General features: G+C 70.3%; 19 protein-coding genes. 10 read left to right on the top strand and 9 right to left on the bottom strand.

Annotation, left to right across the window (positions count from 1 at the left end):
- Positions 1–138 precede the first annotated feature (138 nt).
- Positions 139–330, top strand: coding sequence for a hypothetical protein (locus ACWEF6_RS15710; protein WP_449683555.1), 192 nt, complete (start codon positions 139–141; stop codon positions 328–330).
- Between the two features lie 2 nt (positions 331–332).
- Positions 333–2,168 (top strand): aKG-HExxH-type peptide beta-hydroxylase, encoded by a 1,836-nt coding sequence (locus ACWEF6_RS15715; RefSeq protein ID WP_449683556.1) that lies wholly within the window; start codon positions 333–335, stop codon positions 2,166–2,168.
- A 90-nt stretch (positions 2,169–2,258) separates the two neighbouring features.
- Here ACWEF6_RS15715 and fxsT read toward each other — a convergent pair whose 3' ends face one another.
- The 4 genes from fxsT to ACWEF6_RS15735 form a co-directional block, all read right to left on the bottom strand.
- Positions 2,259–6,665: an FxSxx-COOH system tetratricopeptide repeat protein gene (fxsT, locus tag ACWEF6_RS15720; RefSeq protein WP_449683557.1), complete on the bottom strand. Its 4,407-nt coding sequence runs from the start codon at positions 6,663–6,665 to the stop codon at positions 2,259–2,261.
- A gap of 1 nt (position 6,666) precedes the next feature.
- Positions 6,667–7,752, bottom strand: a complete 1,086-nt coding sequence (locus ACWEF6_RS15725; RefSeq protein WP_449683558.1) for an AAA family ATPase — start codon at positions 7,750–7,752, stop codon at positions 6,667–6,669.
- Entirely contained in the window at positions 7,736–9,226 is a 1,491-nt protein-coding gene (locus ACWEF6_RS15730; protein WP_449683559.1) for a VMAP-C domain-containing protein, read from the bottom strand. The genes ACWEF6_RS15725 and ACWEF6_RS15730 overlap by 17 nt, the downstream gene beginning before the upstream one ends.
- A gap of 110 nt (positions 9,227–9,336) precedes the next feature.
- Positions 9,337–10,239 (bottom strand): effector-associated domain 2-containing protein, encoded by a 903-nt coding sequence (locus ACWEF6_RS15735; protein WP_449683560.1) that lies wholly within the window; start codon positions 10,237–10,239, stop codon positions 9,337–9,339.
- A gap of 118 nt (positions 10,240–10,357) precedes the next feature.
- Between ACWEF6_RS15735 and ACWEF6_RS15740 the strand changes: the two genes are divergently transcribed.
- Positions 10,358–11,563, top strand: coding sequence for a low temperature requirement protein A (locus tag ACWEF6_RS15740; protein WP_449683561.1), 1,206 nt, complete (start codon positions 10,358–10,360; stop codon positions 11,561–11,563).
- Here ACWEF6_RS15740 and ACWEF6_RS15745 read toward each other — a convergent pair.
- Positions 11,558–12,382, bottom strand: coding sequence for a helix-turn-helix transcriptional regulator (locus tag ACWEF6_RS15745; protein WP_449683562.1), 825 nt, complete (start codon positions 12,380–12,382; stop codon positions 11,558–11,560). The genes ACWEF6_RS15740 and ACWEF6_RS15745 overlap by 6 nt on opposite strands.
- A 100-nt stretch (positions 12,383–12,482) precedes the next feature.
- Here ACWEF6_RS15745 and ACWEF6_RS15750 point away from each other — a divergent pair, with 100 nt between their 5' ends.
- From ACWEF6_RS15750 to ACWEF6_RS15760, 3 genes are all read left to right on the top strand, one after another.
- Complete coding sequence (locus tag ACWEF6_RS15750) at positions 12,483–13,280, top strand: SDR family NAD(P)-dependent oxidoreductase (protein WP_449683563.1); 798 nt, start codon at positions 12,483–12,485, stop codon at positions 13,278–13,280.
- A 96-nt stretch (positions 13,281–13,376) separates the two neighbouring features.
- Positions 13,377–14,672 (top strand): acyl-CoA dehydrogenase family protein, encoded by a 1,296-nt coding sequence (locus tag ACWEF6_RS15755; RefSeq protein WP_310974160.1) that lies wholly within the window; start codon positions 13,377–13,379, stop codon positions 14,670–14,672.
- Between the two features lie 21 nt (positions 14,673–14,693).
- Positions 14,694–15,899, top strand: coding sequence for an acyl-CoA dehydrogenase family protein (locus ACWEF6_RS15760; protein WP_449683564.1), 1,206 nt, complete (start codon positions 14,694–14,696; stop codon positions 15,897–15,899).
- Between the two features lie 43 nt (positions 15,900–15,942).
- Here the strand turns inward: ACWEF6_RS15760 and ACWEF6_RS15765 are convergent, their stop codons facing one another.
- Positions 15,943–16,998, bottom strand: a complete 1,056-nt coding sequence (locus ACWEF6_RS15765) for an alpha/beta hydrolase (protein ID WP_449683565.1) — start codon at positions 16,996–16,998, stop codon at positions 15,943–15,945.
- Positions 16,999–17,110: 112 nt separating this feature from the next.
- Complete coding sequence (locus ACWEF6_RS15770) at positions 17,111–17,953, bottom strand: SDR family oxidoreductase (RefSeq protein ID WP_449683566.1); 843 nt, start codon at positions 17,951–17,953, stop codon at positions 17,111–17,113.
- A gap of 153 nt (positions 17,954–18,106) precedes the next feature.
- Between ACWEF6_RS15770 and ACWEF6_RS15775 the strand changes: the two genes are divergently transcribed.
- Positions 18,107–18,991: a hypothetical protein gene (locus ACWEF6_RS15775; protein WP_449683567.1), complete on the top strand. Its 885-nt coding sequence runs from the start codon at positions 18,107–18,109 to the stop codon at positions 18,989–18,991.
- Here ACWEF6_RS15775 and ACWEF6_RS15780 read toward each other — a convergent pair.
- Together ACWEF6_RS15780 and map are read right to left on the bottom strand one after the other, a co-directional pair.
- Positions 18,988–19,500, bottom strand: coding sequence for a GNAT family N-acetyltransferase (locus tag ACWEF6_RS15780; protein WP_449683568.1), 513 nt, complete (start codon positions 19,498–19,500; stop codon positions 18,988–18,990). The genes ACWEF6_RS15775 and ACWEF6_RS15780 overlap by 4 nt on opposite strands.
- Positions 19,501–19,509: 9 nt before the next feature.
- Complete coding sequence (map, locus tag ACWEF6_RS15785) at positions 19,510–20,274, bottom strand: type I methionyl aminopeptidase (protein ID WP_449683569.1); 765 nt, start codon at positions 20,272–20,274, stop codon at positions 19,510–19,512.
- Between the two features lie 144 nt (positions 20,275–20,418).
- On the opposite strand from map, the gene ACWEF6_RS15790 reads away from it, so the two are divergent.
- The 3 genes from ACWEF6_RS15790 to ACWEF6_RS15800 are packed head-to-tail and all read left to right on the top strand — an operon-like array spanning position 20,419 to position 22,667.
- Complete coding sequence (locus ACWEF6_RS15790) at positions 20,419–20,943, top strand: YbaB/EbfC family nucleoid-associated protein (RefSeq protein ID WP_449683570.1); 525 nt, start codon at positions 20,419–20,421, stop codon at positions 20,941–20,943.
- A gap of 15 nt (positions 20,944–20,958) precedes the next feature.
- Complete coding sequence (locus tag ACWEF6_RS15795; protein ID WP_310973344.1) at positions 20,959–21,294, top strand: hypothetical protein; 336 nt, start codon at positions 20,959–20,961, stop codon at positions 21,292–21,294.
- Complete coding sequence (locus tag ACWEF6_RS15800) at positions 21,291–22,667, top strand: hypothetical protein (RefSeq protein WP_449683571.1); 1,377 nt, start codon at positions 21,291–21,293, stop codon at positions 22,665–22,667. The genes ACWEF6_RS15795 and ACWEF6_RS15800 overlap by 4 nt, the downstream gene beginning before the upstream one ends.
- The last annotated feature ends 119 nt before the right edge of the window (positions 22,668–22,786 follow it).

Raw genomic sequence — 22,786 nt, forward strand, 5'->3', positions numbered from 1 at the left:
GGGCGCCGCGGTGGCTGCGGCCCGGTGCAAGTCACCTGATCGGCGCACTGCGGCCGTCCCTGTCGCAGCCGCCCGGAATGCGGGACAATGAAAGCGGGCCGACGGGGTCCGTTCTCCCGGCGAGAGGAGAAAAGGGCGATGCAGGCAGCACGTTCCGGCGCGGATGCGGGAATCGAATCCGAACTTCTCGACCTCGGCGGCGTGTCGATCGCCCGGTTGCGCACCTTGGACGGTGGCGAAATACGCAGAGCACTGCGCCATGCGGTCGAACGCGTCTCGCACATCCCGGTGACCGCGAGTGGCAGCAAGGGCGCGAAGCGGGTCGATTGACCGTGACCGCCGAGGAAGTCGTGGGTCAGACCGAAGGTCTTGGGCGCCACCAGCTGCCGTGGGCGGATTTCGACGCGGTAGCGGCGGGCGAGGGTGGCCCCGGGCCGCTGCGGAAACTGCGGGCGGCCGAACGGAGCCGCCGGTTGCTGCTGATGCGCGGCCTCGTCGAGGTCGTCACCAAATCCGAAGACCTGTACCGACCGTTGCCGTCGCCGGAAATGGCGTGGGAATTGCTGGCCCGTGTCGAGCAGACGGCCCCGCAGGCCCTCGAGACAATACTGGCCCACCCGTACACGGGCACGTGGGCCGGGTACACGACCCGGCTCTACCGCCAAGACGCCACCGGTGTCTGCCCGTTCTGGGTGCACGCCGGGCACCTGCACTGCCTCGCGGCCGCGGCCGCCGTTCACGCCGGGATCCCGTTCGAGACGGAACTTCCGGTCTGGCACGGGAAAGTTTCCCTGCCGACGCTCGGAACCGCGTTGCTGCGGGCCGAGGCGCCGTTCTCCGTCGCCACGATCCGAGGCGCGGACGGTCACGTCGAGATCCGCAATCGTCATTCGGTCGTTCGACTGCCCGGCGACCTGTCCGCCGACGCGCCGGGCTGGCTCGGGATCCGCCAGGTGGTCTCCTGGTCGGACGAGCACCGGCTGGCGGTGAGGCTGGACGATCTGGATCCGTACCGAGAGCTGTACGAACCGATCCTTCCGGCGCGGCTGAGCCCGGTCGAGCTCGAATCGTGGCGGTCGGTGCTCGACGAGGCGTGGGGCCTGCTCGTCGAGCACCTTCCCGAGACCGCCGCGGCCCTGCCGACAGGGTTGTACTCGCTCGTGCCCGCACCCGCCGTCCCGTTCCGGCTGCCGAGCGCGTCCACGGGAGAGGCCTTCGGCAGCGCGATCGTTTCCTACGGGGAGGATCCGGCCACACTGGCGGCCGCGCTGGTCCACGAGTTCCAGCACATCCGGCTGGGCGGGTTGCTCCACCTGGTCCGGCTGAGCGAAGACGACCCGCGCGAGCGGCTGTATGCGCCGTGGCGTGCCGATCCGCGTCCGATCGCCGGTGTCCTGCACGGTATTTACGCCTTTTTCGGCGTGACCGGCTTCTGGCGCGCCCTCGCCGCAGCGGAACCGGGCAACGAACTGGCTGCGTTCGAATTCGCGCTGTGGCGCGGGCAGGTCTGGCGAACGCTCGAAGCGGTGCACGGCGACGACAGCCTCGCCGAGGCGGGCCACCGGTTCTTGGACCGCCTCGCGGCGAAGATCGGTGCTTGGCAGGAGGAACCTGTGTCCGCCCACGCGAAGGCGCTGGCCCGGGCCTCGGCCGAGAACCACTACGCGGCCTGGCGGGTCAGGCACCTGCGTCCCGATTCCGGCGTGGTGGCGGAGCTGGCGACGGCCTGGCGAGAGGGGCTTTCGCGACCGCATTCCCTCATCGGCCGGCTGGAGCCGCGAGAGCCGACGCCGGTGCCGGACGGCGACTGGGAAGACACCCTCACCGACCTGATCCGGCTCCGCCTCGGCACGGACGGCGCGGCACGGTTCGCCGCGCACGGCGCCGCGGTACCGGGCGCGACCGAACCGGAGCTGGAGTTCGTGGCCGGGCGGCCGGTGGCCGCGGCCGCCGGCTACCGGCGCCTGCTCGCCGCGAACCCCGACGACGCCGGGGCACTGGCGGGCTTGGGGATCGCCCTCGCGGCGCGGAGCACCGGACCGGCGACCAGGGCGTTGCTGCACCGCCCGGAACTGGTCCGGGCGGTGCACCGGCTGCTGCGCAACGAGCCGGGGGCCACTCCGTCCGTCGAGGCGATCGCCGGCTGGCTGGGCCGGTTCACGCACTGAACCGTGCCTCCCGGAAAGCAGACCGCCACCGCATGGCCAAGGGCCTCCGGTAAGCGGTCTGCGAACCGCGCGTCGCCGACCGACCTCGTGCTACAGCGGCATCGGGTCGATGTCGCAGTCGGCCCGGACGCCGCGCGACGCCGCTTCCGTGCCGGGGTGGTTCTCCCCGAGGACCAAGCGGTACCGCGTCAACACGTCCTCGTACAACGCGTCCGCTTCCGCGGTCTCGCCCAGTTTTCGCAGGTCCAGCGAACGGTTGAGCTGCACGGCCAGCGTCGTCGGGTGGTCTTCGCCCATCAGGTAGCGGGTCCTGACCAGCAAGTCCGCGTCCAAAGCCGCGGCCTCCTCGATCCGGTCCAGCGCGAAGAGGTCGCTCGCCACGTCGATCGCGCACACGATCGTGTGCGGGTGGTCCTCGCCGAGCTTCTCGCGCAACCCCGCCAGTGCCTTCTCGTCGATCACCCGGGCACTAGCCGGATCGCCGCCGAGCCGCAAGGTGACTCCGAGGTCGAGCGCCGCCGACAGCGTGTGCGGGTGGTTTTCGCCGAGGTTCTCCCGGTAGAGCTCGAACACCTCTTCGCCGAGGGCCCGGGCTTCGGCGAACTTCCTCGAGTGCCGGAGGTCGATGGAGTGCCCCAGTGCACAGGCCATCGCGTTGGGGTGGTTGTTCCCGTAGCGGATGCGGAACCTGCGCAGCGCCTCCTTCGACAGTTCGAGCGCCGCATCGTGGTCACCGTCCTTGCGGCAGGCGACCGATTGGTAGTAACGACGCCGGAGGGTGCCGACGCTGTCGTCGCCGTACAACTGCTCAGCCCGCTCCGCAATGCGCTCCATTTCGATCCGCGCCCACGGATAGTCGCCGAGTTCGCGACGCGCGAGCACGAGCAGCACCTGCGTGCCGATCGTGTTGTCGTTGTCGAAGCCGAAGGTTTCGACGCGGCGGCTGTAGGTTTCTTCGGCCAGCTCACGAGCCCTCGGGTACTCGCCGGTCAGCAGCAAAGCGACCACGAGTTCGTGCGCGGCGTCCAGCGTGATCGGGTCGTCGCCGCCGAACAGCCCGCGGGCCTTGAGGTAGATCTCCTCGTTGCGCCGCCGGGCCTCGGAGAAGCTGCCGCGGGCCTTCAGGATGAGCGCATACGTGAGCTGCGCGTTCAGCGTTTCCTCACGCTCTTCGCCGAGGGCCTCGGTGTAGCGGTTCAGCGTTTGCTTCGCGACGTCGGCGGCTTGGCTGTACCGGCCGACGACCCAGTAGAAGAAGGCCAGCCGCTCGGACGCGCCCAGTTCCAGCAGCGGCGGGTCTTCGCGAGGCGCCTCACCCCGTTCGACCCGCTGTTCCCGATCGGTCGCCCAGGCGTTGACGGCCCGTTCGGCCAGGGAGAGCGCGCCTTGGTGGTCGCCCCAGTGGTAGAGGAAGGTGAACAGGTTGATCACCAGCTGACGGGCCCACGGATCGTCGCAGTCGGTCAGCTCGGCGTCGTAGATGTGCGGCAGGATCTCCTGGTACCGCGGCCAGGTCTGCGGCGAAGCGGGGTCGTTCGGGTCCAGCTTCGCCAGCAGCAGGTGCGCACCGTGGCGCATCTCCAGCCGGTGCTGTTCACCCATCCGCTCACGCAGGACGAGCTGGACCAACCGGTGCAGCAACAGGGTGTTGCTGCGGTGGTCGATCTTGGCCAGGCTGTACCGGTTGACGTCGCGGATCGCGCGGCCGAGCCGCATCGGGTCGCGCAGGGCGGCGTCGAGTTCCGTCGCGATGGAAACCTCGCGCACGCCGGTGAACAGGCTGCGCGAGATCGGCTCCGGCGCGAAGAAGGCGCAGACCTGGAGCAGCTGGTGTGCCGCCGGGTTGCGGGTACTCAGCTCGTCGAACGAGACGTTCCACGCCGCGGCGACGGACACTTCGTAGTCGTTCGGCGCGGAGGTGTCGAGGATTTCGGTGACCTTCTCGTCGAACAGGTCCAGGTAGTCCCGCGCCGGCATGCCGGTCTCGGCCAGCCAGGCGGCCGCCTGCTCGATGGCCAGCGGCAGGTCGCCGAGCTTGTCGGCGATGAGGTCGGCGTCGGCGTCGACGAGCTCGGAGCGGCGCATGGCCAGCAGCTTCTTGCTTTCGTCGCGTTCGAAGACGGCGACTTCCAGCGGGCGCGCGATGCCGGCCCAGCTGGGGTTGCGCGAGGTCACCAGGATCTGGCCCGGGCCGTCCACCGGGAAGAACTGCCGCACCATCGCCGGGTCCTCGGCGGAGTCGAAGACCAGCAGCCAGCGCCGATAGGGACGGCCCAGCCGCAGCGCCTCACGGACCGCCGGGACCGCGGTGATGGCCTCGTCCGCGCCGGGCAGGCGCAGGTGCTGGGCGAGTTCGGTGAGGGATTTGCGAATCTGGGTGGCCTGGGTGGCTTGAATCCACCAGACGATGTCGTAGTCCTTCAGATGCCGGTAGATATATTCCACCGCCATCTGCGTCTTGCCGATACCACCCATTCCGTGCAATGCCGCTGGCAGGACGGCTGTCGTTCCGGCTCCGAGCCGTTCGCTCAATTGATCGAGGAGTTCACGCCTTCCGGTGAAATTCGGGTTCTTGGGCGGAACAGCACCCCAAACGGGGGGCGCCTCGTCACCGGAACGACGCTCGCTTCGGCTGGTCACATCGGCGATCTCCCGGACGATCTTCGTCCGCACGACCGGCGACACTTCGCTCACCGCGGCAGGAATATCGACATTCCTGGTGTCCGGATGGACGACGGTTGCAGGTTCGCTCGAGGAACCCGTCGGCTTGAGTTCCTGCGACATCGTGTCACTCACCGCCGGAATGCTAGTGGGTGGGATGGTCGTCGGTCGATCACCGGGTTGCCCGATGCCGGCGATTCTACTCTCCAGCCGGTCCGCCCGTGATAGATATGGGCCGGATAGCGCACGCATTAGGTCACGTTCGAGGGCGATCTCCGCTGGAGTTGCCGCTGGTAACACCGGATCGGGCGTCGCGTCGGGTGCCGCCAGTGCGGCCTGGAGACGGGCCAGCACCGGATTTCGGTCCCCGAAGCGCCTCGAAGCGCTGATCACGGCGTGGGCCGTGTCCGAACGGCGCGCACCTCTCAGCAGGAGCTGGCGGACGTGGTCGGCGAACTCCCAGTTCGCGCGGTCCCACGGCGTTCCGTCCAGGGATCGCTTCAACAGCCCGCTGGTGAAGACCTCCGCAAGGTGACCAGGGCCGGAACCCGGCACCAGTTCCGCCTGCAGGATGCGAGCGACGCCGACGTCCACCGGTACCGCCGCCAGCAGCGTTGCCAGGCGGAAGGCCGAGGGGGACGCCGAACTGTGGAAATGCTTCACCTTCTCCCGTGCTGACCGTTCCGACTCCGGGCCCGCGCTCTGCTCACCCGGACGTGGTTGGTCGCGGGCCAGCACCACCGCGGCTTTGCGGGCGGCACCACCCACACCGGTGATCATCGACGCCCACCAGCCGAGCCACCGGTCCTGCAGCTCCAGCACCGGCACCGGGACCGCGCCGGTGGTGAGCTCGGCTGCCTCGGCGGCATCCAGGAGGACGTCGGCGGACCGGACGTCGTAACTGGCGTTGGGCCGCAACGGGCCGGGTGGGGTGAGTACCGCCTGGTGGATCTCCATCCCGCCGCGGGGCCAGAGGCGCTGGGGCAGCAGGTGCACGATCGCGACCGGCATGGCGCGGGCCCAGCGGGCGAGCAGCGGCGAAACCAGGTCGCGGTGCCAGGCGTCGCTGACGCCGTCGGTCAGCAGCAGCAACAGACTCCGGTCCGCCGAGCCGATGACCTCGCCCGCCCCGCGCGCCGGGGCGTCGGCCGTGCCTCCGCGCAACGTCGGGCCGAGAACCTCGCCCCCTTCGGCCGCGCCGGTCTTGCCGGTTTCCAGCAGCCGGACCCGCACGGACCGGAACGCTCCCAGCCGTTCCAGCAGCCGGGCGAACGCGTTCACGGTCGGCGTCCACAGCGCCATCGACGGGGACGAATCGACGACGAGCGTCAGGTCGAGCCAGCGACCGCGCCGCCGCTTGGTGACCGGCAGCCACATTCCGGTCTGTGCCGCTTCTTCCGCGGTGCGGTCTTCGTCGAGCTCGACGTCGTCCGCCCGGTTCGAGAAAACTTTTCGCTTGAACGGGCGGAGGGCGCGGACGAACTCCGCCGCGCCGGGCAGCACCGGGGCCGTCGGTGCGCTGGTGAGGTCCACGTCGGGAGACGGCTCGCCGGCTCTCGGTGCGAGCGGAACGCCGTTTCCCACGAGCTGCTCGGCGAACGATGGCCGGTCGACAAGCGGCGGCTCACGATCGGGTTCCCTGCCGCTCTCCGTGTGCGGCCGGGGATGTTCACGCGGCCGCTCGGGAGGCGGCGCGGCCGGCCGTTCCGGAGGGCTCGCCGGCGGCGGAGCCGGGACCGCGGGCGTCTCGATGGCGGCCATGAGCCAGAGGCCGTCGCCGAGTTCGGTCCACGTCAGGTCGTGGTCGCCCGCAGTGGGGTCCGGCCGCTCCGGCATCTCACGGCACCTGCTGGCTGAGCTGCCGCCAGAGGGAATCGACGAGCCGGGGCCACGCGCCGTCCTCCGGCCGGTACGCACCGGAGGTGGCCAGGAAGACCGCGTCGAGCAGCTTGTCCGCGGGCAACCCGCCGACCGCCGCGCTGCGGGCGATGAAGTCCTCGATCAAGCCGGCGCGGCCGCCCTCCGGGTCCAGGGCGTGCGCCGCGACCATGGCCGCGAGCTGGCCGGCGTCCGGCTCGCGCGTCTCCAGTCGCAGGCACCGCCGGAGGAACGCGGGCGGGAACTCCCTCTCACCGTTGCTGGTGATCACCACGATCGGGAACGCCGCACACCGGACGCGGCCGTGCCGGATCTCCGCCGGGTAGCCGGGATCCGCGGTGAACACCTCCGCCGACGTCGAGCGGCGTGCGTCCCGGGCCAGCTCGGAAATCACGAACTCGCCGTCTTCGAACAGCCCCAGCAGGTCGTGCGGCAGGTCCGACTCCGACTTGTCCAGCTCGTCGACCAGGAGCACACGCGGCAGCCGGCGCGGCAGGAAAGCCGTGCCCAGCTCACCCAATCGGACGAACTCGCCGATCGGAAGTTCCCCTTGCGCTCCCGTGCCGGCGAGTTCCTTCCAGGCCGCGGCGGCCTGTACACGGCCGATCGCGTCGTAGTCGTACAGCCCCGATCTGAGCGTCGTCTGCGAAGTGATGGCCCAGCGGAGAACGCGCCCCAGGCCCAGTTCCCGCGAAATCCGGTACGCCAGGGACGACTTGCCGCTTCCCGGCCGGCCCGTCACCAGCAACGGCCGCCGCAAGTACAGCGCCGCGTTGACCATTTCCGCTTCGTGCGGATCGACATCGCGGGCGGAGTAACTGAGCTCGGTGCCCAGTTTGCGCTCGATCTCGCCGTCGTCCGGCGGGAAGACGTCCCGCTCGGGGAGCTCGGCTCCCCGGAACGTGCGCCACGGCGGCGGAGCCGGCAACCGGTCCGCCAGGCGGACGTCGTGCAGCGGCCGTCCGGTCCCGCGGTAAATCCACCAATCGGGTGGGCTGTCCGGGTGCGGTGGCCCGCCGGGCCGGTTTTCAGGAAGCTCGGTCACGTTGGTCGGCACCTCCTTCGGGGCGCCCCACGATCCCGGTTTCGCCAATGGGAAGCAATCGATTCGGGTCGTCCCATAGCACCACCAGGTCCGTGAGTGCTCCGCCATCGCCCGACGACGGCGGATTCCGAAGCGCGTCCAGCCGAGACTCCCTTACCAGTGCGGGCAAATCCCCCAATCCACCCCTGCTTTCGGCTAACCAGGCTACCACTTCGCGAACGACTTCCGAAGGGGCGCTGGGGTGCCAGACGATGACCGGGACGCCGGTCCGCAACGCCGGCAAAAGCTCGTCCTGCCCGGAGATCGCGCTGACCGGCGGCGATTCGGTCAGCACCGTCATCGCCCATTGCTCGTTGCTCAATATCGCTTCGAGCCGAAGTGGATCGCGACGGTCCCCGGCCCGGCAGAAATACACCCGTTCGAACGAAGGATCACCGACCCACGACTCCCACCGTTGCCGCCAGACGCGGTGCCAGCGCGGAGCACTCATCCGTTCCAGTGACCGCACCACCGTTCGGTAGCTGAGATACAACGGTTTCGGCGCGCCGGAAGCACGCTCGGTGGTCCACGAATGCACCGGCAGGTTGAGGAGCGCACGCGGCAGGACGAACTCGACCACGACGTCGGACACCACCTCCGACCAGGCTTGTTCGGTCTCCGCGATCAGCACGTCGACGCAGCGCTCCAGCTCGTTTTCGCGGACCAGCGCGGCCTCGCCCCTCGACAGCGACCAGGCGTCCGGATCCTCCTGCCTCCAGCAGGAAAGCTCGTACCGGTCCTCCTCGATCGGGTCCGGGCGCACGACGATCAAGAGGTGGAGCGTGCCCGGAGCCGGGCGCGCGGCCGCCAGTTCCGCGCGCAGCTGGCCCAAGGCGTCACCGAGGCGAAGCCGCCGCACCTGCCCGTCGGACCAGCCGCGCAATTCCGCCGCGAGGTCGTCGTCGCATTCGGCGGCGATCAGTTCGACGAAGATCAGCAGCGGCGGCAGCTCGCCGGGACCGGCGTTGAAATCGGCGAGCCCGGAAAACGCCGCGGACGCGTCCTCGAAACGAGGCGGCGGGGAGACGTAGCGGGCGGCCCGGCGGACGGCCATGCCGAGCCCCGGCGGTGCGAAACCCGCCAACCGTTCGCGCAGTTTCTCTTGTTCGGCCTCCGGGACCACTTCGTGCATCCGGACCGACGTCACAAGGGTGCGCACCTCCGCGCACTCCTTGCTGCCGGGCCGGAGGAAATCGATCACGTCCGCCAGCGCGTTCAGCCCTTCCGCGAGCCGGCAGCACGCGGAAACTATTTCGATCAATTGGTCACGGCCGGTCAGCTGGTCCGAAAAGGTGAACGGGTGATCGAGCGCCTCCCGCAGTTCGCTCACCATGAGGGTGCGAATCGATTTGTCGTCGGCGAAGCCGGCCACCACGAGCACGTCCACGACTGCCTTGCGAACCGCGATACCCAGGCCGGGATGCCCCTGCTTCACCCTCACCTCCACCCCGAGAAGCGCACCGAAGATCGTGAGTTTACCTGTTCGGCGTAATCACAAAAGGGCAAAAAGCTGACACGCGACCCGCCGAAAGCCCGGCCGGCCGGTCACCACGCCGGCCGCTCGGGCCACCGGCCGACGATCGCGGCCAGCGCCGTCACCTGCGGCGATCCCGGCTCGATGGTCCGGACCGCGTCCAACAGGTCCTGCAGGCCCCCGTCGAAGCGCAGGCAGGTGCGCGCCAGGGCGATCACGTGCAGGCGGTCTTCGGCGTGGTGGGGAACGAGGTCGGCGATTTCCCGGCGGGGGAACAGCTCCAGCAGCAGCTGCCGGCTTTCCGTCTTGCGCACGCAGGAGATCGCCAGCAGTGCGGCCACGAGCGCCGGAAAGTCCGGGGCAGCGGGCGCCGCCACCGGGAAGCCGTTGGTGACCGCGCCGAGCAGCCGCAGCCACGCCTCGGTCTTCGTTTCCTTGTTCTCGATGGGGATCCGGCGGTACGAGAGCGCGTCCGCCGCCGGGTCCGCGCGCACGACGTCCTGGTAGAACGGGTTCGACACGACCAGCGCCAGCACCGCTTTCGACTCCTTCAACGCGACCTTGACCTCGGTCGCGTCCAGCAGCCGGAACGCGAAGCTGTTCGCGTCACTGATCGTTCCGTGACTGCCCTGGTAGACCTCGCCCGCGTGCAGCGCGACCCGCAGCCGGACGTTCGCCTCGGCGGCGTGCACCTCGTTGTACCGGCGCAACTCGGCCAGCATCCGGTCGGGCAGCCCGGCCACCAGGTCCGCCTTCGCCACCTCGGTGGGCAGGTGGATCATCACGCCGTCGCCGGTGTTCTCCCGGAAGAGGGTGTCCCACGGGATCCCGGCCTCCGCGAAGGCCGTGCGCATGATCTTCCAGAACCCCTCGTGGACGACCAGCCGGTGCGCGGTCGTCCGCTGGGGGTCGTTGTAGCCGGCGATGTCGACGGCCATGATCGTCTTGTGGTGCGCGGCCGCATAGGAATGCACGACCCACCTCCCCACGTCCGCTGCTCATTGTCCCAGACCCATGCACGCTCGGCCATGTTCGCGCAGGGCGTTACGCGGAAACCGGACCTTCTTGACCTTGTTTCGTCCATAATTCGGCGTGCCCACGAGACGCCTGCACCTGGTGAGCGCGGATGAGGACCACCGCGTCTCGACCATCGAGCTCTTCTTCGACCTGGTCTTCGTCTACGCCATCACCCAGACGACCCAGCTGATGGCCGACCACCTGAGCCCCACCGGTGTGGTGCAGGGGGTGGCGATGCTCGCGGTGCTGTGGTGGTGCTGGTGCAGCTATGCGTGGCTCGGGAACACCATCCACGTCGACCACGGGATCGCCCGGCTGGCCATGTTCGGCGCGATGACGGTGATGTTCCTGGTGTCGCTGACCATCCCCGAAGCCTTCGTCGACCACCCCGGTGGCTTGTACGCCCCCGCCTTGTTCGTCGTCTGCTACGCGCTCGTGCGGCTGCTGCACCTCGTTGCCTACCTGGGTGCCGCGAAGCACGATCCGGGGCTGCGGCGGGTACTGCTCAAGATGTTCGTCGGGCTGCTGCCCAGCGTCGTCCTGCTCGGCGTGGCCGCGTTCTTGAGCGGGCCGTGGCAGCTGGGGCTGTGGGTCGTCGCGCTGCTCGTCGACTACCTCAACGTCTACCTCGCCGGGCCCGAGGGCTGGCGGCTGAACTCGCCCGCGCACTTCGCCGAGCGGTTCGGGCTCATCGTGATCATCGCGCTCGGTGAGTCGATCGTCGCCATCGGGATCGGGATCGGGGCGCTGCCGATGTCGTGGCTGATCGCCGGGGCCGCCGTGTGCGGGCTGGGGCTGGCCGCCGGGATGTGGTGGAGCTACTTCGACGTCGTCGCGCGCGTCTCCGAGCACCGGCTCACCCAGGCGACCGGGACCGAGCGCACGAAGCTCGCCACCGACTCCTACACGTTCCTGCACCTGCCGCTCATCGCCGGCATCGTGCTGGTCGCCCTCGGGCTGAAGAAGGCGTTCCTCTACATCGCCGACACCGAGCACCACACGCCCGGCGAAGCGCTGCACGGCGTGCCGATCTGGACGCTGACCGGCGGCCTCGCGCTCTACCTGGTCGCGTTGAGCGCCCTGCGCAAGCGCAACCTCGGCAGCTGGAACGTCCAGCGGCTGGTCCTCGGGGTGCTGCTGGTCGCGGCGACGCCGGTGCTGGAACACGTGCCCGCCGCCGCGCTGCTGCTGGTCGCGGCCGTCGCGGTGCTCGGCCTCATCACCTTCGAGCGGCTCCGGTTCGGCGAGTGGCGGCGGAAGGTGCACGCCGAGCACTCATAGCAACTGCGGGCCGACGACCGAAAGCAGCTGCAGCTTCTCCGCGTCCTCGCTGCCGGGCGTGGCGGTGAACACCAGCAGGACCTGCGCGAGGTCGTCGGTGAAGAGCAGCTGACAGTCGAGCGCGATCTCGCCGAGGTTCGGGTGCACGATCGTCTTGCGCCGCTCGGACGGCACCGCGACCTCGTGTGCTTCCCACAGCTGCGCGAACTCCGCGCTCTTCGCCGTGAGCAGCCGGGCCAGCTCGGTGGCCCGGCGGTCGGTCGCGCTGGTGGCGCGCAGGCTCGCCACCAGGAACCGGGCGTGGCCGGGGCGCGCGGGCTCCGGGTAGATCCGCTGCTCGGCGGGGTCGGTGAACCACCGGTAGACCGCGCTGCGCGCCGGACCGCGGTGCCGGGTTTCGTCGCCGAGCAGGGCCTCGGCCGGCCGGTTCTGCACGAGCGTCTCGCCGAGGTTCGACATCACCTGCGCCGGCGTGTCGTGCAGCCGGTCCAGCACGCGCATCAGCGGCGGGCTGACGTGGTCCGTGCGCGAGTGGCGGGCCGGCGCGGTGTGCCCGGCCAGCCGGAACAGGTGGTCGCGCTCGTCCAGGGTGAGCCGCAGCCCGCGGGCGATCGCCGCGAGCATCTGCTCCGACGGCCGCGGCCCGCGCTCCTGCTCGAGCCGCGTGTAGTAGTCGGCCGACATGCCCGAAAGCGTCGCGACCTCCTCGCGGCGCAGCCCGGCCGTGCGGCGGCGCTGCCCCGGCGGCAGCCCGACGTCGTCCGGGCGCAGGGCTTCCCGGCGGCGGCGGAGGAAGTCGGCGAGCGCGGTGCGGTCCACGTCGTCGATTATCGGCGTCCGCCCGGCCGGTGCCAGGGATCGCCGATCCCCCGATCGGCGCGCTCTGCCGCACCCCGGCCGCCGCGGCGACGCTGGGCGCATGACCACCTACCTCGTCACCGGGGCCGGCAGCGGCCTCGGCGCCCTCGTCGCCCGCGAGCTCGCCGCCTCCGGGGCCCGCGTCGTCCTGGCCGTCCGTGACCCCGCCCGCGTCACGCCCCCGCCGGGCGCCACCGAAGTCCGGCGGCTCGACCTCGCCGACCTCGCCTCGGTGCGCGAGTTCGCCGCCGGCTGGCGGGGCGAGCTGGACGTCCTGATCAACAACGCGGGTGTGATGGCCGTGCCGTACGCGAAGACGGCCGACGGCTTCGAGACGCACATGGCCGTCAACCACTTCGGCCCGTTCCTGTTGACGCACCTGCTCCGGCCGCACCTCACCGGCCGGGTCGTCACGGTCTCCTCGAACCTGTCCCGGCGCGGGCGGCTGCGGCTCGACGATCTGAACTGGGAGCGCCGCCGGTATTCGCCGCTGGGCGCGTATGCCCAGTCGAAGCTCGCGAACCTGCTGTTCACCCAGGAACTCCAGCGGCAGCTGGCCGAATCCGGCAGCGCGGTCCGGGCCGTCGCCGCCCATCCCGGCGTCGCGCGGACCGGGATCGACCGGCACTTCGGCGGTGTCCAGGCCGTCCTGCTGAAAGCGCTTTACCCGCTGATCGCGCAGAAGAAGGCCGAGTACGGCGCCCGGCCCATCCTGTTCGCCGCGACCGGAGACGTCCCCGGCAACGCCTACATCGGCCCGGGCGGCCGGTCGGGCGGACGGCCCCGGCTCGAACGGCGACGCCCGGCCGACGGCGCCCGCGAGCTGTGGGAGACCTCGGCCCGGCTGACGCGCGCCTGAACCCGCACTGGCGCTATCCCGTCCCGCGGGTTAACCTACTCGCGAGTAGGTAACGGGATGGAGGGCCACATGGCTGCGCCAAGGAAACGGGACGCGATGGGCTGGGGCCTGTCCGCGCTGACCCGGCTGGCCGGGAGCAAGGTCGTCGATCGGGCCGGGCTGCGCAAGCCGCTCGAAGGCCTGGTCACCGCGGGGACACGCAACGGCTTCCGCGTCGCCGGCGCGGCGACCCGGTCGTTCAAGTCGGTGCAGAAGCTGGGCAAGCCCGCCCGGCTCACGCCGGCCGCCGACACCGGGCTGTTCGACCTCACGCCGACCGAGGACCAGCAGCTCATCGTCGAAACGGTGACCGAGTTCGCCGCCGAGCAGCTGCGGCCGGCCGCCGCGGACGCCGACGCCAAGCTCGAGGCCCCCGAAGGCCTGCTGAGCCGGGCCGCCGAGCTGGGCATCAGCCTGGTCGGCATCCCCGAAGAACTCGGCGGCATCGGCACCGAACGCTCGGTGGTGACCAACGCGCTCGTCGCGGAAGCGCTGGCCCACGGCGACCTCGGCCTGGCCGTGGCCGTGCTGGCGCCGTCCGCGGTGAGCACCGCGCTGGTCAGCTGGGGCGACGAGCAGCAACAGGCCGACTACCTGCCCGCGTTCACCGGCGAGCACGTCCCAGCCGCGGCGCTGGCCCTGCAGGAGCAGAAAGCGCTCTACGACCCCTTCAAGCCCGCCACGAAGGCGCGCCGCACCCCGAAGGGCTACCAGCTCGACGGCGTCAAGTCGCTGGTCCCGCGGGCGACGCAGGCGGAACTGTTCGTCGTGTCGGCCGACCTCGAAGGCCGCGGCCCGGCGCTGTTCCTCGTCGAGTCGTCGAACGCCGGGGTGTCCATCGAGGCCGAGCCGGCGATGGGCCTGCGCGGCGCCGCGACCGGCAAGCTGCACCTCGAAGGCGTGCACCTGCCGGCGGGCGCGCTGCTCGGCGGCGGCAAGGCGGACGTCTTCGCCGAGGTCGTCCGGCTGTCGCGGCTGGGCTGGGCGGCGCTGGCCGCCGGCACCGCGAAGGCCGTTCTCGACTACGTCGTCCCCTACGTCAACGAGCGGACCGCGTTCGGCGAACCGATCAGCCACCGGCAGGCGGTGGCGTTCTCCGTCGCCGACATCGCGATCGAGCTGGAAGGCCTGCGCCTGGTGACGCTGCGCGCGGCGGCGCGGGCCGAGCAGGGCAAGTCCTACGCCCGTGAGGTCGCGCTGGCGCGGAAGCTGGCCGTGGACAAGGGCATGCAGATCGGCAACGCGGGCGTGCAGCTGCTCGGCGGGCACGGCTTCGTCAAGGAGCACCCGGTCGAGCGCTGGTACCGGGACCTGCGGGCCATCGGCGTCATGGAAGGCGCCGTCCTTCTCTAGGCTTCGGAAAGGCTTTGGACCATGATCAACCTGGAAGTCCCCAAGAAGGCCGGCGCGCTGATCAACCAGGCGTACCAGGCCGCGGCCGAGGTGTTCCGGCCGATCTCGCGCAAGTACGACCGCGCGGAACACACGTACCCGAGCGAGCTGGACATGTTCGCGGCGCTGCTGGACGGCTTGAACTCCTCCGGCGAGGGCGGCGCGGGCGCGGCGGGCGTGCGGCGGTCCGGCAAGGACGATGCGGCCAAGGGAAACCGCAACGGCGCCAACCTGAACGTGGTGCTCGGCACGATCGAGATGTGCTGGGGCGACGTCGGCCTGCTGCTGTCGATGCCGCGTCAGGGCCTCGGCAACGCGGCGATCGGCTCGGTGGCCACGGACGAGCAGCTCGAGCGCTTCTCCGGCATGTGGGCGGCGATGGCGATCACCGAGCCGGCCTTCGGTTCGGACTCGGCGGCGGTCAGCACGACGGCCCGCCTCGACGGCGACCACTACGTGATCAACGGCGAGAAGATCTTCGTGACCTCAGGCGAGCGCGCGGACGCGGTGGTCGTCTGGGCGACGCTGGACAAGAGCAAGGGCCGCGCGGCGATCAAGTCGTTCGTGGTGGAGAAGGGCACACCGGGCTTCGAGGTGGTGCGCACCGAGCACAAGCTCGGCATCCGCGCTTCGGACACGGCGGTGCTGCGCTTCGAGAACTGCCGCGTGCCGCGCGAGAACCTGCTGGGCACGCCGGAGATCGACACGGCCAAGGGTTTCGCGGGCGTCATGCAGACGTTCGACAACACCCGCCCCCTGGTGGCGGCGATGGCGATCGGCGTCGCCCGCGCGGCCCTCGACGAGACGCGCAAGATCCTCACGTCCGCCGGAATCACCATCGACTACGACCGCCCGGCGAACAGCCAGCACGCGGCCGCGGCGGAGTTCCTCCGCCTGGAGGCGGACTACGAGTCGGCCTACCTCCTGACCCTGGAATCGGCGTGGATGGCGGACAACCGCCAGCCGAACTCGCTCCAGGCCTCGATGGCCAAGGCCAAGGCGGGGCGGTCAGTGGTGGAGATCGCGCTGAAGTGCGTCGAGCTGACCGGGGCGTACAGCGAAGAGTCGCTGCTCGAGAAGTGGGCTCGGGACGCGAAGATCCTGGACATTTTTGAGGGGACGCAGCAGATTCAGCAGTTGATCGTGGCTCGCCGGATCCTCGGGAAGACGAGCGCCGAGCTGAAGTAGGCGGAAGGGCCGCCCCGGCAATCGGGGCGGCCCTTTCACCATCTCAAGCGATCTGGTCGTCCAGGAACTCGTCCAGATACCGCCACGTCGTTCCCCGGGCCTTCCGGCCCGTCAAGACACCCAGATGCCCGCCCGGCGCTGTCTTGAAGCGGACTTCGGGGGCCTTGTCCAGCAGCTCCACCACGCGCTCCACCGACGGCCTCGGGGCGATTGTGTCGTTCTCGCCCGCCACCACCATGGTCGGCACGCGGACCGAGGACAGCGAAATGATCCGGCCGTTCAGGTCCACCTTGCCCTCCGCCAGGTCGTTCGTGCGGAACAGGCGGTGGTACAGCTGGCCGAACGTGCGGCCCGGGTACGCGTACATGTTGCTCATGAAGTGGTCGACCGCCTCGATCTGGGCCAGGTAGTCGCGGTCGTCGAGGTGGGACAGGATGGCCAGGGGCTTGGTGATTTCCTTGCTGATGCCCGTCGCGCGGAACACGCGGCTGACCAAATAGGACGGTGCGCCGCCGAAGACGCGGTAGATGGGCGTCAGCAGGTGGCCGCCGGTCAGGTCGACCAGGGGGCGGAACGGGGCCACGATCGGGATGGCCGTGAAGTCGACCGGGGAGCCGATCGCCGTGATCGAGGCGATCGGGAGGTCCGGCTGGTCGGCGTTCACCAGCAGCGAGAAGATGCCGCCCAGCGACCACGACACCAGGTGCACGTCCTGGCCGCCGGCGTCCGCGCTCACGCGGCGGATCGCGCGCGGCAGGACCTCGTCGATCCAGTGCTCGATGCCCAGGCGGCGGTCCGAGAACGCCACCATGCCGTAGTCGACGAGGTAGGTGTTGCGGCCGCCGTCGATCAGGTGCTCGATGAGGCTGCAGCCGCGGCGCAGGTCGAAGCAGATCGCCGGGGCCGCCAGCGGGGGCACCAGGAGGATCGGCGGCCCGGACACCGAGCCGCCGCTGTGGGTCATCCGGTACAGCGAGCGGTTGGGTCCCTGGTCGATCAGCACCCGCGGCATCGGGCGCAGGTCGGCGACGCCGCCGTGCAGCACCTTGCCGACCACGTTCGACGCCGCGGCGGCCAGCCGTGCGGGTGGTGAAATCATTTCCTCGTGCCTCCCGAAACCGATCCGGGGGCAATCTTGCCGGGCCGGGCGGGCGGACTCAACATCGGTACACCCGCAAGCACCCGGCAAGCACGTCCAATTCGGACGGTCGCTAGTCCGTCCGAGTTACCCCGGGCCCGCTCTCCGCGGCCCGGGCTTCGTACGCCGCGCGGGCCGGGGAATGGGCTGCTGAAGCCAAAAGCCGGTCCGCCTTCAACGCCCGCGAGAACGCTTCGCCCGCCCGCCGCGGCAGCAGCCGCGTGAGCTTGCCCATAGTGCCCAGCGAGCGGGGCACGAAAACGTCGAAACGAGGTTTGCGCAGCGCGGATACGATGGCGTCCGCCACATCTTCCGGCCGCACGGACTTGAAGAACTTCGCCTCGGCGAGGCCGCTCGCCAGCTCCGTCCGCACGATGCCCGGCATCACGCACGAGACGTGGACACCGCTGCCGTGCAGCTCCAGGTGCACCGCCTCGGACAGCCCGACGACGGCGTGCTTGGTGGCGCAGTAGGTCGCCGCGCCGGGGAAGCCGGCCTTACCCGCGAACGACGCGATGTTGACGATGTGCCCGGACCGCCGCGGCCGCATCCGCCGCACCGCCTCGCGCGTGCCGTGAATGACGGCGTGCAGGTTGATCTCCAGCTGACGCCGGGTCGTCGCGTCGCTCTCCGTCTCGAGGTCGCCGAGCGGCATGATGCCGGCGTTGTTGATCAGCACGTCGATGCGGCCGTGCCGGCGTTCGACCTCGTCGAGGAACGCGGTGAACCCGGCGAGGTCGGTGACGTCCAGCGGCAGCGCGTCGGCGTCCAGCTCGCCGGCGGTCTTCTCGGCCCGGACCTGGTCCAGGTCGCCGATCACCACCTTCGCGCCCAGCCGGGCCAGCGCCGACGCGGTCGCCGCGCCGATCCCCTGCCCGCCGCCGGTGATCACCACGACCTTGCCCGCGAGTTCCATGCCGACTCCTTCGTCTGTTGGCACCGCGTCAACAGTGTCGCCCCTGAAGCGGGACGGCGCCACTCCCCGGGGAAATTTCAGTGGGATTCCCGAGGCGACGACCGGTCCGCCGTTCCTAGCCTGGCGACATCCGAACCGCAAAGGAGCACGGACATGCGCTTGTCCCACATTTTCGCGGCCACGGCACTGGGGATCTCCACCGTGGCGGTGGCGCCGGCCGCCGCCACGACGACGACCCAGCCGACCTGCACCTCCCCGGCACCGGGCGCCTGGACCGTCGACCCCGCGACGGCCGCAGCACCGTCCGGGCCGGGCCGCCCGGCGGACCCGGCCACGGCCCGGCGGGTCCGCGCCGGCATCGGCAACTTCGTCGCCTGCGTCAACGCCGGTGACCCCGCCAGGCCGGACGACCTCGCCGCCAACCCGGCGGCCACCCTGTTCACGGTCCACTTCATCACCACGTTCATGCACCAGGACAGCTACGCGAGCGTGCCGAGGGTGCTCGGCGGCCTGCGCATCGACCGGATGCGCACCCTCGACGTCGTCGCCTACCCGGACGGCAGCTTCAGCACCGAAGGCACCTACCTCGCCTACGGCCACAAGCTCGTCCACGAACGCTGGTACTGGTGGCCGGACACCGACGGCTACCTGAAGGTGAACAAGCTCGAACCGCTGGCACCACCCGTGCCGGCGGACGCGGTCCCGCTCGACGTCGAGGTCGGCGACTACTTCTACCGGCCCGCCGCCACCAGCGTGCGCGCGCCGCACGGCAAGGTGGTGCTGCGCTTCCACCAGACCGGCGCGCAGCGGCACGAGGCGATCCTGTTCCGGCTCCCCGAAGGCGCCACCGCCGAGGACCTGCTCGGCGGGAAGCTGACCCACGACCAGGTCGTCACCATCGGCCAGGACAACGGCTCCGACGTGATGTCCCTGGTGGCGCTGCGGCCGGGCACCTACACGCTGATCAGCTTCGAACCGGGCCCCGACGGCCGCCCGCTCGCCCTGCACGGGATGACCGCCCGGTTCCGGGTCCGCTAACCCACGCGCTGCTCCAGCACCTGGCCGACCCACTCGTCGACGGCGAACCGGACGGTCGGCTTGAACCCCTGGCCCTCGTAGTACCGCTGCAGGTCGCCGTCACCGCCGGCCCAGCAGTCGACGCGGACCAGGTCGATACCGCGGCGGCGAGCCTCGTCGAGCGCGTACTCGACGAGGCGGCCGCCGACGCGCCGGCCGGTGAACCGCCGCGAGGTGATCAGCAGCCGGATGTACAGCTCGCGCTCGTCGACCGCGGGCACGTGCGGGTCGTGGTCCTCCGAAACGATCAGCGCGCCGGCCGGCTCGCCGTCGACCACCGCGATGCGCAGACCCGGGTCCGCGGCCATGCCCTGGACCCGCTCGACGCGCTTCGGGACGCGGCTCCACGGCTCGGTCCCCCACTGCTTCGAGCTGCCGCGGGCGACCAGCCATTCGACGGCCTCGTCGAAGAAGCGCAGCAGCGTGTCAACATCCCCAGAATCACCCGACCGGATGACGATGTTCTCCATCCCCCTTGTCTACCGCACGGTGAGCACGCGCGGGCCGTCTTCGGTGATGGCGATGGTGTGCTCGACGTGCGCGGCGCGGCTACCGTCGGCGGTGAGGATCGACCAGCCGTCCTCGGCGTAGCGGTAGTCGTCGCCGCCGCGGGTGAGCATCGGCTCGATCGCCAGCGCGAGCCCCGGCTTGAGCCGCATTCCGCGCCCCGCGCGGCCTTCGTTCGGCAGGTGCGGGTCCTCGTGCATCGCGCGGCCGATGCCGTGCCCGCCGTGGTCGTCGAGCATGCCGTGGCCGTGCGCGCGCCCGGCGGCGCCGATCGCGTACGAGATGTCCCCGAGCTTCGCGCCCGGCTGAGCGGCGGCGATCCCGGCCTGCAGAGCCCGCTCGGTGGCCTCGATGAGGGCGAGGTCGGCGGGATCGGCGGTGCCGACGACGAAGCTGATCGCCGCGTCGCCGTTCCAGCCGTCGAGGATCGCGCCGCAGTCGATGCTGACCAAGTCGCCGTCCTGGAGCCGGTACGCGGTGGGGATCCCGTGCACGACGACGTCGTTGACGCTGGCGCAGAGGACGTTCGGGTAGGGCGTCGGCGCGGATCGCGGCTGGTAGTGCAGGAACGACGGTTTCGCGCCCGCCTCGCTGATGACGTGGGCGGCGACGTCGTCCAGCTCGCGCAGGGAGACGCCGATCGCGGCCGCCTCCTTGACCGCGTGCAGGGTGTTCGCCACGACCCGCCCGGCCTCGCGCATCATCGCCAGCTCGGACTCGGTTTTGATCTCGACCATGACGATAACTATACCGGTATAGTTATCGCTGTCCAGTCGGGACAGGACCGCACGTTCAACCGGCGGCTCGGTCCGTGTCATCCGGAGTTCAGGCAGCGCTGATTGACTTCTCCCGTTCACGACCTCTCTCGCGACGAGGACAAATTGACCCAGTCAGTGCCCGACGGCGATGCGCTCGCCGCGTTCGGCGCCGAACTCGCGGAAATCCAGGCCAAAGCCGCGGAAGCCCAGGAAAAGCTCCGATCCGCCGTCGCCAGCGTGCAATCGCCGGACGGGTCGGTCTCGGTGACCGTCGGCCCGAGCGGCGTCCTGCAGGACCTCCGGTTCGGCCCGCGCGCGTACGAGCGTCCCCCGCAAGCCCTGTCCGGCCTGGTGCTGCAGCTGATCGGCCGGGCGCAGCAGAAGGTCTCGGCCGAGGTCGCCGACGCGTTCAGCGGCATGGTCGGCGAGAACTCGGCGGCCCGCGAGCTCCTCGACGAGTTTTTGCCGCAGCCGGAAGAGGGCCCGCAGCAGCCGGCCGAGGAGCCTCCGGCGCACCGGCCACCGCCGCCGGGGCCGCCCCAGGCGGGGCCACCACAGGCGGGCCCACCGCAGCCGCAGCGTGGTCAGCAGCGCCGTCGTCCCCGGCCCGAGCCGGACGAGGACGACGGCGAAAGCAATCCCTGGTAGCACGGAGGAGAACCGGTGGTTTCCGGAGCAGGGTTCTCGGTCGACCCGGCCGAGTTGCAGAAGTTCAGCCAGTTCCTGTCGGGCACCACGCAACCGGCGGTGCAGGACGCCGCGAACCGGATGCAGGCGGCTAACGGGTTCGACAACGCCGCGTTCGGCATCCTGCTCGCGCAGGTGCTCGCCGTGCCCTCGCGGGTCACGATGGCCGTCATCACCGGCGAGATCACCAAGCTCGTGGGCGACATCGGCAAGTCCGCGGACGACCTGAAGAAGGCCGCCGAGACGTACGCGACCCACGACGCGAACACGGCGCAGGGCTTGAGCACCTTCGAAACGGAGCTGGGCAAGTGACCGTTCCCATCACGTCCGCGAACTCGACCACGGGCGCCGGCGTCTTCGACAGCTGGAAGCAGGTCGGGGACTCGATCGGCAAGGTCCAGACCGAGCACGGCGGCGACCTCGCGGCCGTGAGCGTGGAGCTGGGCATCAACGTCATCAGCGCCGTGCTCGACACCGTCGCGTTCGCCATGGACCCGCTGGCGAAGCTGATCGCCGCGGGCCTGGGCTGGCTGATCGAGCACGTCTCGTTCCTGAAGTGGCCGCTCGACCAGGTCGCGGGCAACCCGTCGGAAGTCACGAAGGTCGCCAACGAGCTGCACAAGATCGGCGAAAGCCTGCGCAACACCGGCGAGGACCTCGACAAGACGCTCACGGCCACGATCACCCAGTGGCAGGGCAAGGGCTACGACAGCTTCCTGAAGTCGATCAACGACCGGAAGGGCTGGATCGACGCCAACGCCAAGGCGGCCGACGTCGCCGGCTACATGGTCGAGACCACCGGGGCGCTGATCGGCGCGGTCCGCGCGCTGCTGCGCGACATCATCACGACCATCCTCGGCGACATTATCTCCACGATGCTGATCGCCCTCGCCCTCGCCATCCCCACCTTCGGCGCCTCGATCGCGGTCGGCGTGACCAAGTGCGTCGCGACGGTCTCGGTCCAGGTCGCGGCGATGATGGCCAAGCTCGCCAAGGTCGTCGCCTACGCCGGCCGCACGCTGGCCCGGCTCACCGGGCTGTCGAAGCTGGTCAAGGGCAAGCCGGGCTCGTCCTCGAGCGCGGGGCACGAGCTGAGCAACCTGCCCCCGCACGGCGGCGGGGTGCCGAACTTCTCCCGGCCGCTGCCGAAGCCGCCGGGCACCGCGGTCACCCACGACCGCCCCGGTGGCGGCGCGACGCCGAGCACCCGGCCCCCGGGCGACGGCACGACCCCGAACTTTTCGCGGCCGCTGCCCCCGCCGGGCACCGCGGTCACCCATGACAACCCGGGTGGCGGCGCGACGCCCAGCACCCGGCCGCCGGGTGACGGGACCACGCCGAACTTCTCGCGGCCCCTGCCGCCCCCGCCCAAGCCGGCGCCGCCGAAGTCGCACCTGAGCGACCACGACATCTCGACCATCAAGAAGCACGAGGACTGGCTGAAGACGAAGTTCGGCGACAGCTACCAGAAGATGAAGTTCGCCGACGACTGGATCAAGAAGAACCACCCGGACTACTACCCGATGCTGAAGGCGCTCTCCGACGCCAAGAGCTCGAAGAACTTCGTGGGCTGGGCGGGCAAGGACATCGTGCAGGTCGACCGCGGTCTCACCGACATCCAGATGCAGGCGGAAGCCGCGTGGGCCGAGGAAGACAAGAAGCAGCAACAGCAACAACCGCAGTAATCCCCGAACCCGAGCCTGCCGCGGCTTGTCGTGAGTGGTAAAGCGGGTTCTAACCCCCGGGAACAAAAAAACACCCGGGAGACCCCCCCCCAGGGGCGGGGGGAAAGAAAAGAAAGGTA

The organism is Amycolatopsis sp. NPDC004772 (assembly GCF_053601215.1).